The organism is Pseudocolwellia agarivorans (assembly GCF_002000085.1).
GTDB lineage: Bacteria > Pseudomonadota > Gammaproteobacteria > Enterobacterales > Alteromonadaceae > Pseudocolwellia > Pseudocolwellia agarivorans.
Genome location: NZ_MUZU01000021.1, coordinates 1 through 16875, shown reverse-complemented (window position 1 = coordinate 16875; position 16875 = coordinate 1). Strand labels below are relative to the sequence as shown.

At 38.5% G+C, this 16875-nt stretch carries 14 protein-coding genes; 9 read left to right on the top strand and 5 right to left on the bottom strand.

The features are described 5' to 3' along the window. The first annotated feature begins 8 nt into the window (after positions 1–8). The 4 genes from B0X80_RS19485 (at position 9) to B0X80_RS19470 (ending at position 3814) form a co-directional block, all read left to right on the top strand. A complete protein-coding gene (locus tag B0X80_RS19485) occupies positions 9–464 on the top strand; it encodes a protein kinase (RefSeq protein WP_077343385.1) in 456 nt (151 codons plus the stop codon). 132 nt (positions 465–596) lie between these two features. Then, on the top strand, positions 597–1742 hold the full coding sequence (locus B0X80_RS19480) for a DUF262 domain-containing protein (RefSeq protein WP_077343382.1): 1146 nt from the start codon (positions 597–599) through the stop codon (positions 1740–1742). Next, on the top strand, positions 1736–2851 hold the full coding sequence (locus B0X80_RS19475) for an AAA family ATPase (protein WP_077343379.1): 1116 nt from the start codon (positions 1736–1738) through the stop codon (positions 2849–2851). Before B0X80_RS19480 ends, B0X80_RS19475 begins: the two co-directional genes overlap by 7 nt. Before the next feature lie 3 nt (positions 2852–2854). Then, positions 2855–3814 (top strand): hypothetical protein, encoded by a 960-nt coding sequence (locus B0X80_RS19470; protein WP_077343376.1) that lies wholly within the window; start codon positions 2855–2857, stop codon positions 3812–3814. Between the two features lie 226 nt (positions 3815–4040). On the opposite strand, the gene B0X80_RS19465 is transcribed toward B0X80_RS19470, so the two are convergent. Both B0X80_RS19465 and B0X80_RS19460 read right to left on the bottom strand, forming a co-directional pair. Further along, a complete protein-coding gene (locus B0X80_RS19465) occupies positions 4041–4658 on the bottom strand; it encodes a dihydroxyacetone kinase subunit L (RefSeq protein ID WP_077343374.1) in 618 nt (205 codons plus the stop codon). Further along, positions 4655–5656 carry a dihydroxyacetone kinase subunit DhaK gene (locus B0X80_RS19460; RefSeq protein WP_077343371.1) on the bottom strand — a complete coding sequence of 334 codons (1002 nt, stop codon included), beginning with the start codon at positions 5654–5656 and terminating at the stop codon, positions 4655–4657. Before B0X80_RS19460 ends, B0X80_RS19465 begins: the two co-directional genes overlap by 4 nt. A gap of 170 nt (positions 5657–5826) precedes the next feature. Here B0X80_RS19460 and B0X80_RS19455 point away from each other — a divergent pair, with 170 nt between their 5' ends. The 4 genes from B0X80_RS19455 to B0X80_RS19440 all read left to right on the top strand — a co-directional run bounded on the left by B0X80_RS19455 (position 5827) and on the right by B0X80_RS19440 (position 10138). Continuing rightward, positions 5827–6591 (top strand): IclR family transcriptional regulator, encoded by a 765-nt coding sequence (locus B0X80_RS19455; protein ID WP_077343368.1) that lies wholly within the window; start codon positions 5827–5829, stop codon positions 6589–6591. Between the two features lie 494 nt (positions 6592–7085). Then, positions 7086–8081: a TRAP transporter substrate-binding protein gene (locus B0X80_RS19450; protein ID WP_077343365.1), complete on the top strand. Its 996-nt coding sequence runs from the start codon at positions 7086–7088 to the stop codon at positions 8079–8081. Between the two features lie 132 nt (positions 8082–8213). Further along, positions 8214–8798, top strand: a complete 585-nt coding sequence (locus B0X80_RS19445) for a TRAP transporter small permease (protein ID WP_077343362.1) — start codon at positions 8214–8216, stop codon at positions 8796–8798. After that, the gene (locus B0X80_RS19440) at positions 8795–10138 is read left to right on the top strand and encodes a TRAP transporter large permease (RefSeq protein ID WP_077343360.1); all 1344 of its coding nucleotides are present in this window, start codon (positions 8795–8797) and stop codon (positions 10136–10138) included. Before B0X80_RS19445 ends, B0X80_RS19440 begins: the two co-directional genes overlap by 4 nt. A gap of 423 nt (positions 10139–10561) precedes the next feature. Here B0X80_RS19440 and B0X80_RS19435 read toward each other — a convergent pair whose 3' ends face one another. The 3 genes from B0X80_RS19435 to B0X80_RS19425 form a co-directional block, all read right to left on the bottom strand. Continuing rightward, positions 10562–10924 (bottom strand): cupin domain-containing protein, encoded by a 363-nt coding sequence (locus B0X80_RS19435; protein WP_077343357.1) that lies wholly within the window; start codon positions 10922–10924, stop codon positions 10562–10564. A 60-nt stretch (positions 10925–10984) separates the two neighbouring features. After that, entirely contained in the window at positions 10985–12286 is a 1302-nt protein-coding gene (locus tag B0X80_RS19430; protein WP_077343354.1) for an NAD(P)/FAD-dependent oxidoreductase, read from the bottom strand. Positions 12287–13432: 1146 nt separating this feature from the next. Beyond that, positions 13433–16258, bottom strand: coding sequence for a TonB-dependent receptor domain-containing protein (locus B0X80_RS19425; RefSeq protein ID WP_077343351.1), 2826 nt, complete (start codon positions 16256–16258; stop codon positions 13433–13435). A gap of 351 nt (positions 16259–16609) precedes the next feature. Here B0X80_RS19425 and B0X80_RS19420 point away from each other — a divergent pair. Beyond that, on the top strand, positions 16610–16875 hold a 266-nt coding region (locus tag B0X80_RS19420; RefSeq protein WP_139345355.1), incomplete at its 3' end, for a penicillin acylase family protein.

The window sequence follows — 16875 nt, the reverse complement described above, 5'->3', positions numbered from 1 at the left end:
TTCGAAGAATGAGTGATACCGACATTAAAGGTATTATTGCAGATTTAGATCGTTGGGCATTAGGACATTTATGCTCAAAATTGACGTGGTCTATTTTGGAAGAAAGGTTTGGTTTTTCTAGGCAGTCATTACAAGCGAAATCTGAGATAAAAGCGGCATATGACAATGCTAAGCATGCATTGTCAGGCGGTCTAGTTAAGTCGAGGGAGCAAACAGGTAAAGAGAACGAACAATTAATTTGTGAAATTGAACGTCTAAAAAAAGAAGTTGAAGAATTTAAACGTAAGGAAATTAACTGGAAAAAACGATGGCAAAGAATCGCTTTTCATATAAGACAAAAAGGTATGCAGGTAGCTGCGATTGATCAAGGTATTCCAGAAAGTGCTGAAGGACCTACAGAAAGAGAAACTACAAATATATTAAGACCTTTTGATAAAGAAATACCGCCGTCAGGACGAGTTTAATTATTTTATATACAAATAGTTAATATTAAATTTTTACTTATTCCTATGTAAAGCTACTTTGTAGACCTTCTTACGGTATGGTGTAATAATATTACGGTTAACAGTAATCAAACAATATTAAAGAGTTGCTAAATGGATAACGATTATAAAACAAAAGCTGACGATGAATTTGAAGATGAAGATCTAGGTGAAAGTGAAGAATCGGATGAATCGTTGGAACCATTTGATCCTAAAAAAGTTGATGTGAGTATTTCGACTCCAAATTTAGGAACTCTTATCTCTAGGCTTGAGTATGACGAAATAAACTTAATGCCCGATTTTCAGCGTTCTGGTGATTTATGGAGTAAGCAGTTACAAAGTAGACTAATCGAATCAATTTTAATACGATTACCAATACCCGCATTTTATTTTGATGCATTAGCTGACGATAAATGGCAGGTTGTTGATGGCCTTCAGCGCTTATCTGCTATCAATAACTTTGTATTGAAAAAAAGTTTGAATTTAACTAAGTTGGAATTTCTTCATGAGTATGAAGGGTGTTCTTACGATGAATTACCAAGACCTTTACAAAGAAGAATAGATGAGTTTCAGACTTCTGTTTATTTGATAAAGCCGGGTACTCCATTTCTGATGAAGTATTCGTTATTTAATAGAATAAATACGGGAGGCTTAAAGCTAAACCCTCAAGAAATAAGGCATGCTATGAGTCAGTCTATAAACAGAGGGGCTGCATCATCATTTTTAAAAGGTTTAGTTGAATCCAAAGAGTTTAAGTCTGTTGTCGTTAATAAAAACTACCGTATGGCTCATGAAGAACTTGCTCTTAGACACGTTACTTTTAGTTTGTATGGTACTGAAAACTATAAATCCTCACTTCCTAAGTTTCTCAACCAAGGAATGGTTAAACTAGGTCAAGTTGATGATCATGAACTTATCAAATTAAAACATAATTTTATTGAATCGATGGATGTAGCTTATAAGATCTTTGGTAAGGATGCTTTCAAGAAAAGTCTCGCAGTTCCAGATCATAAAAAAGTTGTTAATAAGCCACTTTTTGAATCGATATCAGTTTGTTTATCAAAAATTTCAGATGATGAGCGACAACTCTTAGTTAGTCATCGCTTGGAGGTTGTTTCTGAGTTTACATCACTATTAAAAGATAAAGAATTTGAGTTATCAATTAGTAAATCTACAGCTAACACGGATAATGTACAAACTAGGTTTGAGGAAGTTCGTAAGACTTTAGATAATTTGATTCGAGGAATACTAAGATGTTAAACCTACTGAGCTTAGAGAACTTTAAATCTATCAAAGATGAAGATTTTGAGTTAGCTAATTTAACATTGTTTTCCGGCTTTAATGGTATGGGTAAATCTTCAGCTTTACAGTCGTTATTGTTATTGAGGCAATCATTTGATAAGCATTTACTTCCATCTATAGGGTTATCGCTCTCTGGAGAGTTTGTTAATTTAGGGAATGGTAAAGATTTATTATACGCATATGCAGAAAATGAACGAATAAAAATTGAAACATGTTGGGATGATACGCAACTAATACTAAACTTTGATTACGATGAAAACTCAGATATGCAGCCCTTAAATTCTTCATCTATTGTTGATAAAGATGCTTTTAAGGAATCACTTTTTGTAGCGAATTTCCAATATTTATCAGCTGAAAGAATTAGTCCCAAAAGTGTTTACGATGTTTCGGAGTATGCCGTAAATCAAAGAAGAACTTTAGGGGCTAAAGGTGAGTATACAGCACACTTTTTATCACAGCATGGTGATGAAAACATAGTGATTTCAGATATGTTGCACGTGAATTCTGCAACAAAAACTTTAATAGATAATCTAAACGCATGGATGTCCGAGATAACACCGGGCACAAAAGTAATTACTAGGCTAATCCCAGAAATCAATCAAGCAAGTCTACATTATCAATTTGCTTCAGCTTCAGAATTAACAAATAAGTTCAGGCCTGAAAATACGGGGTTTGGCTTAACTTATGTTCTGCCTGTCGTGACATCATTATTGAGTGCAAAGCCCGGTGATTTATTGTTAATAGAAAACCCAGAATCACACTTGCATCCATCAGGGCAGTCAGTTATTGCTCAAATGATGGCCATAGCTTCTCAAAATGGCGTTCAAATATTAGTTGAAACTCACAGTGATCACATATTGAATGGAGTACGAGGCGCTGTCAAAAATAATAAAATCTCTCAAGATAATGTCATTGTTTATTTTCTATCTAGAGATATTAATTCGGAAGAACATGAGGTTGATGTTGAAAAAATTGAAATTGATAGTGATGGAAGAATAGATCGCTGGCCTAATGGTTTTTTTGATGAATGGGACAAGAGTTTGAATACCCTCCTTGAGGGGAAATAAATAGTGTTTGACTCAATAGTCTTGAATGAAGCGTCGTTGCCGTTTAAGTCGGCTGATGATTGCGAGCAAAATATTGAATGTTTTTTTGATTTACTCCATAACGCTATGTTAAATGACATTCACTTTACGAGGGTTGATGATACGGAGGGTGCTTGGACGCATTTAAATTACGCTGAGGGTTTTGCTTTTGGTCATTGGCTAAACAGAATTGAAGATAAAGAGCGACAGCGACAAGTTAAAAGTGTACTTAGTAGCGTGAAATGCCCGTTATTAAATATGAACGATAATAAACAGCAAGAGAATGTTGAAAATATTCTTTTTGTGTTAGAACAAGATCAAAATCAAGAGGTTCTAGGGTTAGCCTTTGCGTCATTAAATGATTCTCATGGTATTAGCTTTAATTCAAACAACATTTGGCGACAGCAACTCATATCTATTGTAAAGCTATGGGGTGAAAATAGTGAAGAAAATACGGAGTTACTAGATGTTCCAAATATATCAAAATTAGAGCATTTAAAGCCCTTGATAGATGATTTTAAGTCTAAGAGGTTACAAAATAAAAAATATTTAGATGATCTTAAGAGCAAGGATAATCCAGACTTTAAAAATTTGCTTTTTACCGACACAGTACTTAAGTCATTGAAGTCTATTCAACCTCTAGACTTCAAAAAAGTAATCGGTGTGTTCTGTAAGCTTGACAAAGCTATTTCTGATTCAGAAAACTTAGAGGCATTAATAGTCAATTCAGGATTAGATATATCTGGTGAAAGTGAAAGCACTATGGCCAATAGAACATTAGTAAGGTTAAGAACTTTCAAACACCCGACATTAGGAGCAAAGGCTTTCGAAATACACATAAAAAACTTTAGTGGGGGGAAGCGAATGCATATATTGCCTGATTATGAAGAAAATAAGATATGTATCGGTTACTTTGGTAAACACCTCAAAACATCAAACAGCTAATAAATAATACTAAACTGTAAAGTTACCATTGTAAAAATTGTCAAAATAGTTACTGAAGCTGGGTTTATCCTTACAAAAAAAATATTTTTTATATTAAGTTATTGATTTTAGTTGCAATTTAAGTTTTTTATGTTAACTACCTTTCTAGGCTCCGGGTTATCTTTTTTGTAAAGAAAAGGTGAGCTAATGCTCACCTTTTTTAAAACAATATGTTGATGTAAGTCGTTTAAGCGTTTTTAAGGCAGTTTAACATTCTAACAATCGCAACCATACCAGGATCATCCATCCCAATAGTGCGCTCACCGAAGATACGTGCACGACCAATTTTATTGATCTTACCATTAAATTCAGCTAATGCTTCATTGGCAGCTTGAATACCTGTATCTAGCATCGCATCATTCGTTTGCGCTTTGTCCATTGATACAATCATCGCGCTGATAGAATCTAATACTGTTTTATCGCCTAAACTAGCGCCGCCACGACTCATCATTGCATCGAGTGCTGCCTGTAGTAATTTAGGAACCTCTGTTACCTTAATCGATTCTTGACCTTTAATTAATTTACCTGCAGCTATCATTGATGTGGCCATTAAGGTACCAAAGCTTGAGCCAGATACTTTAGTAACCGCTTTAGCACATTCAAATAATGCCATACCGACATCAGCAGGTAATGTATCAGCTGTACTCTGCATATTATTGAAACCATTAATTAGGGTAACCCCTAAATCACCATCACCAAGTTTGCCATCAAGTTCGTTTAGCTCAGCACCAATCACATCAATATTTTTATGAATTGCTGCTATAGTGTTTTTTAAACTTTCAGTTGTAATTGTTGATTCGCTCATTTCAAGTTTCTCCAAAAAGGGCAATCGGCAGTAGCACCTAATAATGATTCTAGTTCGTTATCTAATTTCATAACGGTGATAGATGTACCGGCCATTTCCATGGATGTTGCATAATTGCCAACCATAGGTAAAACGATAGTAACACCTTGTTTTTCAAGTAGCTCTTTAGCACGACGAAAAACAAGATATAGCTCTTCAATAGGTGTCGCGCCTAAACCATTCACAAGGATTGATACGCGATCAGATGCACCTAATGGCATGTCTTTGAGAATGTAATCAATCATCTCATCAACTAATTCATTAACGGGTTTTATTTTACCACGCCATACGCCAGGTTCACCGTGGATACCCATGCCTAGCTCGACCTCATCGTCTGCAATTTCAAAGGTTGCTTTTCCGGCTTGAGGTACGACACATGATGATAAAGCAAGACCAATTGAACGACAGTTATCAGAGGCTCTTTGTGTGGTGGCAGTGGCTTCTTCTAATGATTGGCCTGCAGCAGTAGCTGCTCCAGCAATCTTAAATACGTAAACTAAACCGCCTACACCACGACGCTTCGATGCTTCTTCAGGGCCTGCACTGGCAACGTCATCAGCAACGACTACTTTAGTGGTGACTATGTCTTCCATTTCAGCCATTTCACTGGTCATGTCAAAATTCATGCGATCGCCACCGTAGTTACCGACTACACATAATACACCTTTGCCTGTATTAGCTATGCGAACTGACTCTAGCATAGGATTCATGTCAGAAGAGGCGAATACATCGCCTATAGCACAAGCATCTAATAAACCTTCTCCAATATAGCCAGCAAATAGCGGAAGGTGACCAAAGCCTCCACCCGATATAACGCCAACCTTGTCTTGTGCGGGAGTTGTGCGGCGAAGCACACGAGACGTTTCACCATCAACGGTATAAGTTTCAGGATGCATAAGACACATGCCTTCCACGACCTCATCTACATAATTCGCTGGATCATTAATTAGTTTTTTCACAGATCACCCTCTTTTGTTTTACAATGCAAAATTTAAATTTTGTAAAGTAAGATACGACGAATAGTTAATCCAGTCAAATATATTCCGTTTTAGTTTTTTGTGTGTTGTATTTAATACAAAATTGCTGATATTGAGTATAATGTTGAATTCTTAAGGTTTAGGGGGTTGTTATGGCGCGCGAAGTACAAAGTTCTATCGTTGAAAAATTAGTAGTGGTATTAGATATATTGGCTAAATCGCCGGGTAAATTAACATATTCCGAAATCGTGGTGGCTTCAGGCTTTAACAAAAGTTCGACGCATCGAATACTATCGATCTTGATGGGGCAGGATCTAGTGCACTTTAGCGACCGAGATAAGTCATATTCTGTAGGATCAAAACTATTAAGCTGGGCACGGGCCGCTTGGCAAAAGACGGATTTGGAACAAATTGAAGGTCAAGATTTAATTGATCTTGGTATTGCAACAGATATGAATGTTGCCGTTTCTGTATTGACTGATTACTCAGCGACCTTCATACGGACTCGTATTATTAATCCTTATAAGTTGGCCGTAAAGTTAGGTGGCCAGTCTGACTTACATTGTACCGCAGCAGGTAAAATTTTCCTTGCATATATGAATAAAGTTGAATTGGATAAATATTTAGAGACGATTGAACTTGAGAAATTTACGGAAAATACGCTAACAGATGAAAAGTCTTTACTGCAGGATATCGAAGCGACAAAAGCGAGAGGGTATGGAATAAGTAACCGTGAAGAATTCTGGCAGGTTGTCGGCATTGCGGCACCTATTGTGGATTATGAAAATCGCATTGTAGCTTCGCTGAGTTTATGGACACCAACACGGCTTGCTTCAATGGAGACTCTGGAAAGTAAAGCTCCGTTATTGTTGGAAGCTGCTGCGAAAATATCAGCTCGATTTGGCTCGATGGTGTAAACCTAATTTATTATGAGAGCATAGTCATTAGTCTATCGGCTCACTTATTTTTCTCACTCGATAAATCTCTTCTTTGCTTTCAATGTACATACAGTGCAGCGTTTACCTTGACTCTGCCCCTTCTTTTTAAAGACTAAACCAAAATATTAACATTCGTATCTACGGAGCTTGGCTCTATTCTTTATGAATTATGGTACTAGAGAAAGTGTTAAATCCTAATTAGTGTAAGTGCTTCGTTGTTCGCATTTATCTTATATGATAATTATTTTAACTGTAATTACCGTTATTCTATCCGTACTCGAATAGTATTATTTATAGATATTAAGGGGGCGTTTTTTATTTGGAGTTGCATAATATAAAATATAAATATAGCATTATGAAACAATTGTGTAGCATCTGTAACATCATTAAAACAACTTTTCGGGCTATTATTGTTTTATCTTGCTGTTATATTTTTATTGCAACCCAACGTAATTAAGAGGTTAAGTATTGAAATGAAACCTAAGCTGAGATCGTTTACTACGCTATTGAGCATTGTATTACTGACAAGTAGTTTATCCACAGTTACTGCTAAACCATTTAAAATGACATTAGGTGGCGGTGAAGGAACAGCTCAATACTCATTAGCCTCTAAGTTTATTGAAGAATTTGAAAAAAACACTAAAAATACCGTTCGCCTTTTCCCTAATAGCCAACTAGGCTCCGAGCAAAATACAGTTATTGAAGCGTCTATGGGTACACTCGACTTCTCTGTCGTTGCTATTAATAATATTACACCATTTTCTCCAACCGTTGGTGTGTACACACTTCCCTATATGATCACGAGTTTAGAAGAAGCTGAAAAGCTCATTCAAAGTGATGCGACTGACGTAATTGTTGCTAATACTGTTCGTGATGCTGGCGTGCGAATTATTAGTTGGACCTTTTCTGGTTTTCGTGTGCTCACCAATTCAAAAAAACCGATTAAAACACTGGATGATTTAGATGGGCTTGTTGTTAGAGTTCCTAAAAATAAAATAATGATAGACACATATAAAGCTTGGGGTATAAATCCAACACCTATGGCTTGGTCTGAGTTATTTACGGCACTACAGCAAAAAGTTGTTGATGGGCAAGATTTACCATTAGTTGATATAGCATCATTAAAATTTTACGAAATACAAAAGTACATCAGTTTAATTCACTACAACTTTATGCTTGAACCTATGATTGTGTCTGAAGAGGTTTTTCAAAAGCAATCTAAAAGCGTACAGGCGGCTATTATAGAAGCCGGTAAAGTTGCAACCGCACATAGTGCTAAATTATTAAAAGAGCAAGAGGCTGAGGCGCTCAAAAAGTTAAAAGCACATGGCATGGAAATAAATGAAGTCGATGAGGCACAGTGGATTAAAAAAGCATCTACTCAAGTATGGCCTAAGTACTATGAGAGTGTCGGTGGTAAAGACAAAATCAATATCGTATTAAAATCGATCGGCCGTGAAGAAATTTAGAGAGTAACTGCAATACCTAGCTCGTCACTTTACTCGGCGGGATTTTTGTTAAACCAAAACGACCTACGTTTATTTTGCATTAAATAATGCTAATGAATTATGCGTGCGGTCGCTTACATTTGGATTAAAGCAATGAGCAAAAGTTTGAAAAAATTTTTTAGTTTCATAGATAAATTGGAGGGCTACGTTTGTCGTACTTTGTTAGCTGTTTTTGTAACACTACTGTTTGCACAGATTATTTCTCGCCAATTTTTCGGCTACTCCATTGCTTGGAGTGAAGAGCTTTCTGTTTATATGTTTGTGTGGTTTGTTTATTTTGGTGCTGCTCATGCAGCACGGCTCAATGCTCATAACCGCGTAACCTTTCAGTACAAATTAATGCCAGCTTGGCTTCCCCCAAAGCTCGAGTTTATTACTGATATGATTTGGGTTGCTTTTAATTGTTACTTTATTTATCTCTCGTATGATTTTGTATTTAACAAACTGAATGTGTTTTGGAAGTCGCAAACCTTAGGTATTCCTATGAAGTACATATACATCATTTTGCCATTGGGCTTTACGCTCATCACACTTCGCGTGCTTCAGGTGAATTATTTCAAATTTGTTAAAGGGGAAAAAATTATTAATCCTGAATCACAAGAAATAGATAGTTTAATGAATACAGCCAGTGAGTCTGAAGCCACAATAACATCTGGTGGAGCAAAGGAAAAATCATGAACGATTCGTATCTTATTATCATTTTATTTGGTTCATTTTTGCTCCTTATGGCTATGGGAGCTCCAATCAGTATCTCGCTTGGTGTGGCAGCACTATCATCATTCCTTTATCTCGATGAAAACCCTATTAAAATGGTTCAAATTGCTTTTACTTCGGTGGGCTCATTCCCATTAATGGCATTGCCAGCGTTTGTATTGGCAGGGGCGTTAATGGAAGCTGCAGGGATATCAAAACGGCTAGTGGTGTTAGCCGAAAGCCTTGCGGGACCTGTAACCGGTGGTATTGGTGCCGCTACAGTATTGGCATGTATGTTATTTGGTGCTATTTCAGGTTCTGGTCCTGCAACAACAGCGGCAGTCGGTATGTTAATGATCCCTGCTATGGTTAAACGAGGTTATGATAAAGGTTATGCCTCAGCGCTTACTGCGTCTGCTGGTGGTTTAGGTATTATCATCCCACCTTCTATTCCTATGGTTATCTTTGGTATTTCTGCAATTGGTTTAAGTGTGCCAAGAGAAGCGATTGAAATGCATGGTGAATTCGGTAGCGTCTCTATTAGTAAGATGTTTATTGCAGGCGTACTCCCTGGATTAGTCGTTTCAATTAGCTTATTAATTTTGAACTATATTCGTTGTCGCCGTCGTGGTTATCAAGGTACTGCAGAAGGTTGGAGTGTTGGTCATATATTACATGCGATACGTAGTGGTTTTTGGTCAATATTAGCCCCATTGGTAATATTGGGGGGGATTTACTCAGGCTTTTTTACACCAACCGAATCAGCAATTGTCGCTATTTTCTATACCTTATTTGTTGGCGCATTTATTTATAAAGAATTAAGTTGGGGAAAAATTTTTAATTCTTTAGAAACCACTACATGGTTGACGGGGCGAATCTTGATGATTCTGTTTACCGCTACAATATTTGGACGTGTATTGGTTGAAAATCAGATCCCAGCTGTTGTTGCCGAATCTATGCTAAGTATGACCGATAGCTTATATTTGATTTGGGCAATGATCATTTTGTTTCTATTGTTTGTGGGTATGTTTATGGAGACACTCGCCGCTATCATGATTTTAACGCCAGTACTGTTGCCAGTAAGTTATAGTTTGGGAATTGATCCAACTCATTTTGGTGTTGTGATGATTTGTACGCTCTCAATTGGCTTTGCAACGCCGCCATTGGGAGAAAATCTATTTGTCGCCTCTGGTATATCTGATACCCAACTAGAGCGAGTTACTAAACAGGCAATGCCATTTGCGTTTGTGTCAATTTTAGCGGTATTCATTATTGCGTACTTCCCTGATATTACGTTATTTTTACCTCGTTTCTTTGGTTATTAATACCTTGGATTAGAGGTACAAGAATGTACCTAATATTAAGCTCTATTTAAGAAGGTAAATATATGCTATTTATCTTCTTTTTTATAAGTTAATAAACTAAAAAGCTTTAGTTGTTTTCTTTAATTAATCTGATGCGATAGTCTCTCCCAATACAGCATCGTTGTGCGATGATTGAATTATTAATCACATCAAGTTAATGAATGAGTTATTGGCTATTGTTTATAAATATTGGTTTATTAAGCTAAAAGGTAAGCGTAGATATATATAATATTTTTATGAAAAATAGAATTAATTAAGGCGTATAAACAATTTAGATAGGTATAACGAGGGAAAAGTTTGAACCGAATGTTACATATGAGCTAAATTCTGGAATGTATCCCGATCTCTGAGCAATGGTCAGAGATCGGGATACCTGTCAAATCATTATTCAGACGCAGGCACCGCGACAATAACAAAATGTTTTTTTACAAACTCCTGAACATGCCAGATAGGTTGTAAACCGTTATCCATCATGAAAGCATCGCCTGCCTTCACGGTAAACTCTTTTCCATCTTCTGTTTTAATTAGTGCTTCGCCTTCAAGAATATGGCAAAACTCCCTTTGGTTGTTCATCGGACCACGAAAAACACCAGCAGTACTTTGCCATACACCAGCGCGAGTTGTTCCATCAGCACTTACGAAGTGAGGCCAGCCTGTATGTATCGGAGTACCCGAAATTGTTACATCGCTTGGTGTTCTAACATTTGGGGCTGTATCGCAGTCTGAAAATTTAGTGAATGTTGTCATAATTAATTACCAGTTAAGTCAATATACAGCTGATAAATAAGTTATTTATCAGCGTTGGTTTTAGATATCGATTATTGTACTAAGTTTATCTCTAATACTCATGAGTGGTGCGCCTAATGGTAGGGTCGCGTTCATCAATGAATGCATAGGTATCTTCTTAATTGGAGAAACAGGGAAAGCGAGTTCATCATCCGGAACACCCAATATTTTATCTGTTATTGTACGGCCCATTACAGACGTCATAGCGATACCTCGTCCACTGAAACCAAGCCCCGCAATAATGCCGGGTTCTGGTTGGTGTAGATGCGGCATCATTTCTGGAGTTACCGCAATGCGCCCTGACCAAGTACGTTCAATTGCTATGTTTTTTAGCTGAGGGAATACTGTTCGTAAGCCTTCGCGAAGGCGTTGATGCCCGCCTAAAGTTCCTACGGTATCCGTACTACCGACGCAACCAAAAATAAGCCGTCCATCACGGTCATAGCGTGAAAAATAAATCGCTAACCTAGAGTCTGAAATAGTAACTTTACCTGGTAGAATTACAGCCTGTAGTTCTTTAGGCAGAGGTTCTGTGGCAATGGCAATACTCACCATTGGTAAAAAGGTCTGCTTTAGTCCCGGCCATAGATTTGTTGAATAGGCATTAGTGGTAAGTACAACTTTTTCAGCGGTTACTGAGCCAGAAGGCGATGTTACCCGCCATTTACTTCCTAGACGTTCAATAGACGTAACTGGGCTGTCACTAAATAACTGTGCGCCTTTAGTTTGAGCATTTATAGCATAGCCATGAGTTAACGATAAAGGTTGAACATTTCCACCTACCTTATAGCGTAAAGCAAAGTCATAAGCAGGAGAGCCTGTTGCTTTTTTAACTGCATCGCCTTCTAGTCTTTCTATTTTAGCTCCTGCTGCAGACCACCCTTCGGCAAGCTTTTCAAGTGATCTTCGAGCGCTACGGTTGTGTGCCGCTTGTACCCAGCCAGCTTGCACTGCATCACAGTCGATGTTGTATTTAGCAATGTCAGCAAACAAATCGTCAGCCGAGGTAATTGTTGTTTTGATCAGGCGTTCTGCTTGTGCTTCACCAAAGCGTTTTATTAATTGCTCAGGTGTTTCACGCCAGATTGGATTGCATTGTCCGCCACTTCTACCTGATGCTCCCCAGCCAATGCATTGTGCATCAAGTAAAGCAACGGACATGCCACTTTCAGCTAGCCCAAGTGCCGTCCGACAGCCAGTTAAACCGCCACCAACGATCACCGTATCAACGGTTAGGTTTGTTTTTAATGATGAACATTCCGGCCCTGGGGTCGCGGTTGTCCGCCAATGCACTTCTTCTTTAGGATTCATCATAGTGGTCATTGGGGTATATCTCCGATGATTGTTCTGTATTGTAATATTGGTTTTTTAAAATGCAAAACTACTATAGGGAGCTGTGTTCGTCAATAGTTTTGTTTAATCTGCTGAATTGGTTCTTTGTTGAAACATGACTGATTTAGGTCTTTTCTCTAAAAAGGGGGGGTATTATTAAAGCCTGAAGAGTTATCCATTTGGCTAAGTGTCACGTTACTTTCTATGGACCAAAGAGAATTAAACATTGTTAATATCATTCGATATTTCTAAAAACGATAATACAAGTGGCATAATTTTGTATATTTCAAGAAAAAATATACAAGCGGAGCCTTTTTATTAGTAAATTGAATTAGTATGTGTGCCGATGAAGCTTAAGCACTAGGAGACTGTTGTGGTGAAATTGATGTGATAACTCTTGTGTAGCTGCCATACATTTGAAAGGTAGCTTAAGATTTATGAATGTTGACTTTCAGTGCAATTTAAATGTTTATGGAAAAACTAAAAAAGCAGGTGTTAAGAAATTTATCAATAATTAAGTTGTTAATCACACTAACTATACATTTCTCTCCATAATCAGCACCAGCCCTCGTTCCCTGCTGTTCAATAATAATATTCATCCTCCAGTGTTTGTTTACTCTTTGTTTTGTTGATTTACACCAATAGTTGATTTTCAATTGGCGATAATACCTAATCGCATTTCATTTTTTTATATGCAATTGCTTCTTCGACAAGCCTTTGTTTGGTCAAATAAATGGGCAGTATGATTAAATCGCTTGTCGTTTGCCCCAGCTATACTTTTTCGAGGAATGATAATGTTAGCAAGGCCTATGAGCCTAAGTGACCACAAAGTTTCTTTGTTGAAACGATTGGAAGCGCAAAAGAAGAAACCATTATAAAGTATGTTCAAGAACGGCTAATCGAGTTAGGTAGTAAAGAAATTAATAGCGTCAGACACACGTTTTTAAACTCGATCGCCTGCGGCTGAGAGTTTTATACAAAACTATAAATATTAGACAAAGCAAATACTGATCATGAACACGCTACTCAGTAGTGTTTTTAGAGTCAGCATGACATCACATAAATAGATCAATCGTATAAAAAGATGCCGGCTCAATATTATCGAACCAGCATTAGTAAGCGTACCGGACTTAATGACTAGAAGGTATACTGAGCTCTCAAGTTAACAAATTGCCCCGTATTGTCATAGCTGCCGCGAGCGCCGTACCAGACTCCATCCCTGTATGGAGGATTTACACTAAATAGGTTTGAGACAGTCGCCGTCAATTTTAATGAGTTTTCGAATTCATACCCAATTACTAAGTCGTTGTACATCTTCGAGTTTACTTCTGGTGTATCGATAGTCTCATTAGTACGCGCATTAGGATCTAATACCGCAGAGCCTATATATCGGGTATTTAAACGAAGCGTAAGTGGACCTTGGTAATATGAGATATTAAAGTTTGCACGAAAATCGGGGTTGTCTGGATTGTTCCGCAGTTTTACCAATGAAGTTGGATCATCTGAAACTACCAATTGTTCAAGTTCGCTAAGATAGGTTCCATTGATTACAATATCAAAATTACCGTTAAGTGCATCGAAGTTATACCTGCCTTGGAAATCAATACCGCTCGCAGATTGTTTACCCACATTAATTTTAGAGAGATTTATCGATTCGACGGGGCCACTAGGAAAACGAGTAATTTGAGAACAAAATGGATTATTAATTGTAGGTGAGTCAACGCAATTTTTGAGCACATCTGCAAAGGCGAAAGAGCCAATAGCATCTTCAATTTCAATATCCCAATGATCAATTGATAGAGTTAAGTTAGGAATAGAGCTAGGCGTAAAAACGGCACCTATTGAGAACGAATCAGACTCTTCAGGTTCCAAATCTGGGTTACCGGCAGTTACTATATTTCTAGTCACTAAAAGTGGATCAACAAACCCAGCAGGGAGACCTAAAGCTGCGCAATTCGCGCCACGGGTAGCCGAACCTAGAGTAATTTGATTGGCATTACAAGGGTCTACGACAATACCACTTGAAGTTGAGCCTGCACTGAATAATTCGCTTAAGTTCGGAGCACGAACGCTTGTTGACATTGAACTGCGAACGCGCACCGATTCTATCGGCGCCCAATTAAGACCAACTCTCCATGCGGTTGTAGAACCAATGGTGTCGTAATCTGATAAGCGTATCGCTGCTTCGAAATCAAGTGTTTGCTCTTCATCTATTAGCGGTACCAGAGTTTCTAAATATGCCTCAGTCACAGTTTGACTCGCATTTTGAGCTGCTACAGGTCTAAGTAATGCTGATGCTCCAGATGCACTTAGCGGATCATCAAAAGAACGAACAGACTCATCGCGATACTCTAAGCCACCAGCGAATTTAACCAAGCCTGCTGGAAGCTCGAATAAGTCACCAGTCAATGTGGCTGATACCATATCTTGCTTGTTCTCATAAAATCTAAATGGTGAATACAGACTGAATGCTCGTGCTTCGTCTGAAATCGGGTTAAGGCCTAACGACGGGATAGGTACACAACCAGGTGTTCGGCTACGACATACAGGTTGACCCGTTATGGGGTCAATTACCGCATCAGCTGCCAGTGCCTCATTGGCGTCGATAGCGAAATTAATGTAGTTATTATTGCTTTTATAACTCCCTATTTGTGCAGCAATGCCCCATTCCCAATCATTCGAGAGAAGTCCTTCCAAACCTGTAACTATCGTGTAGCTTGTTCGATCAGAACTTGGTATTCGGTTTCCATAGACAGTCTCAAGACGATTTACCGTTATAGAATCCAACCCATTAGCATCCATAAGTGCCGCAACCTCAGGCTGTAAAAATGCATTATCTCTTGTTACGACTCGACCAAATGAGTTTTCTGGTTGACCCGCTGCCGTCGTATCTGTTTTTCCATAATCCACGCTCGCGAAAAAATTAAGATTATCATTGATCTCAAAATCCATCGAAACGTGCGTAGCTAGAACCTCTTGCTCCTGTCTAAGTAAGATATAGTCTAAAGCACGAAAGCCATCAGCATCGCCAATTGACCGCCCACCTCCGAAAACAGTACCAAGCTCAAGCAATCTTAAGTCCGGTTGAACTGTATATTGTTGTCCCCCCACAACAAACCGCCCACCTTCGGTGACAGCGGTGATCCAATTAGGCACAATATGAACATTGTCAGAAATACCATCATTTGGCCCAGTATTGAGAGGGTTAGGACGGAGATTTAATTGTTCAGAAGAAAAGTCTCGCTGATCGGCTCGCAATGAGTTTTCTTTAGCATAACTAACACCAAAAACAACTGATCCACGTCCGCCTAAAAAATCTGTTCCGCCGGCTAAATCTACGCCTAAACGCTCGCCACCACTTCCTTCAGGAGAAGCGCCGTAACTAGTCGAAAGCTCTAGGCCGTCAATATCGTCACGAAGTATAGTATTAACAACACCACTAACAGCATCGGCACCATAAACCGCAGAAGCACCGCCCGTTATAACTTCAATGTCCTTGATAAGACCAGCAGGGATCATCGTAATATCAACGGCTGCTGACGTATTACTACCCGAAACACGACGGCGACCATTCACTAATACCAAGCTTCTGTCTACACCAAGGCCGCGTAAGTTAATAAACGATGACCCTACAGTAGCGTCCCCTCCATTACCAGCATTGGCAGAGCCTAGCCCGACCCCAATAGCTGGGACCGATTTTAATATATCATACGTATTTGCATAACCTGACTCTTCAATAGTCTCTTTACCAACGCTGGTTACTGGCACCGTAGAATCATAGGCTGAACGTGCGATTCGGCTACCTGTAACGAGAACTACTTCCATAGCAGCTTCTTCTTCAGCGTTTTCTTGATTATCCTGCTGGGCAAATGCTAGGTTCGTACCTGCCATGGTTAAAACCGAGGCTAATGAAACACCTCTAGCTACTGCCGATATCGTGAAATCTAAGTTTATTTTTATCATTATAAATCACCTCTAGTTATATTAAATATATTCTATCTGAAAGCTTATTCCCTCTAACCACTACAACGTTTTATTAGGGATATAACCCTCTAGCTTCACCTCTAAAATTGATACCCGATATATACCTCAAGACCTGCACTCTGTAGTGCATATCTGATTTGACAAAGACTACCAACCCGAAGTAGAGTATCATAATGTAAAATAAATGTATCATAATGTGAAATAAATTGAATAAAAAATAATCAGTAGGTAGGTCGGAGATAGAAAAAACTCGCAGTCTGGATTGCTAACTAACGGCAAGCTGAGCTAGATTTTAATTAATTAAATAAGAATAAAAAGGAAGGCTTCTATATGTGGTACACAAGTTTAAATCATGTTAAAAACAAAAAAACATCCTTTCTGCTTAAAGCCTTTACGGCGACTTTACTCTTAGCCTCCGCGGGAGCTTTGGCTGCAGAAGCAGAAGCAGAAGATGTAAGCATTGTACGAGATGAATACGGCGTTCCACATGTCGTTGCTAAAACCTCTGATGCTGTTATGTTTGGCGCCGGCTATGCGTTGGCCCAAGATCGGCTTGCCTCCATGGAATTGAGCCGTCGATCTGCTGTCGGGCGGCG

Coding starts and splice junctions, on each gene's coding strand:
- B0X80_RS19475 (WP_077343379.1), top strand. CDS start 1,736: ATGTTAAACCTACTGAGCTTAGAGAACTTTAAATCTATCAAAGATGAA.
- B0X80_RS19435 (WP_077343357.1), bottom strand. CDS start 10,924: ATGACAACATTCACTAAATTTTCAGACTGCGATACAGCCCCAAATGTT.
- B0X80_RS19425 (WP_077343351.1), bottom strand. CDS start 16,258: ATGATAAAAATAAACTTAGATTTCACGATATCGGCAGTAGCTAGAGGT.
- B0X80_RS19445 (WP_077343362.1), top strand. CDS start 8,214: ATGAGCAAAAGTTTGAAAAAATTTTTTAGTTTCATAGATAAATTGGAG.
- B0X80_RS19430 (WP_077343354.1), bottom strand. CDS start 12,286: ATGACCACTATGATGAATCCTAAAGAAGAAGTGCATTGGCGGACAACC.
- B0X80_RS19485 (WP_077343385.1), top strand. CDS start 9: ATGAGTGATACCGACATTAAAGGTATTATTGCAGATTTAGATCGTTGG.
- B0X80_RS19465 (WP_077343374.1), bottom strand. CDS start 4,658: ATGAGCGAATCAACAATTACAACTGAAAGTTTAAAAAACACTATAGCA.
- B0X80_RS19440 (WP_077343360.1), top strand. CDS start 8,795: ATGAACGATTCGTATCTTATTATCATTTTATTTGGTTCATTTTTGCTC.
- B0X80_RS19480 (WP_077343382.1), top strand. CDS start 597: ATGGATAACGATTATAAAACAAAAGCTGACGATGAATTTGAAGATGAA.
- B0X80_RS19450 (WP_077343365.1), top strand. CDS start 7,086: ATGAAACCTAAGCTGAGATCGTTTACTACGCTATTGAGCATTGTATTA.
- B0X80_RS19455 (WP_077343368.1), top strand. CDS start 5,827: ATGGCGCGCGAAGTACAAAGTTCTATCGTTGAAAAATTAGTAGTGGTA.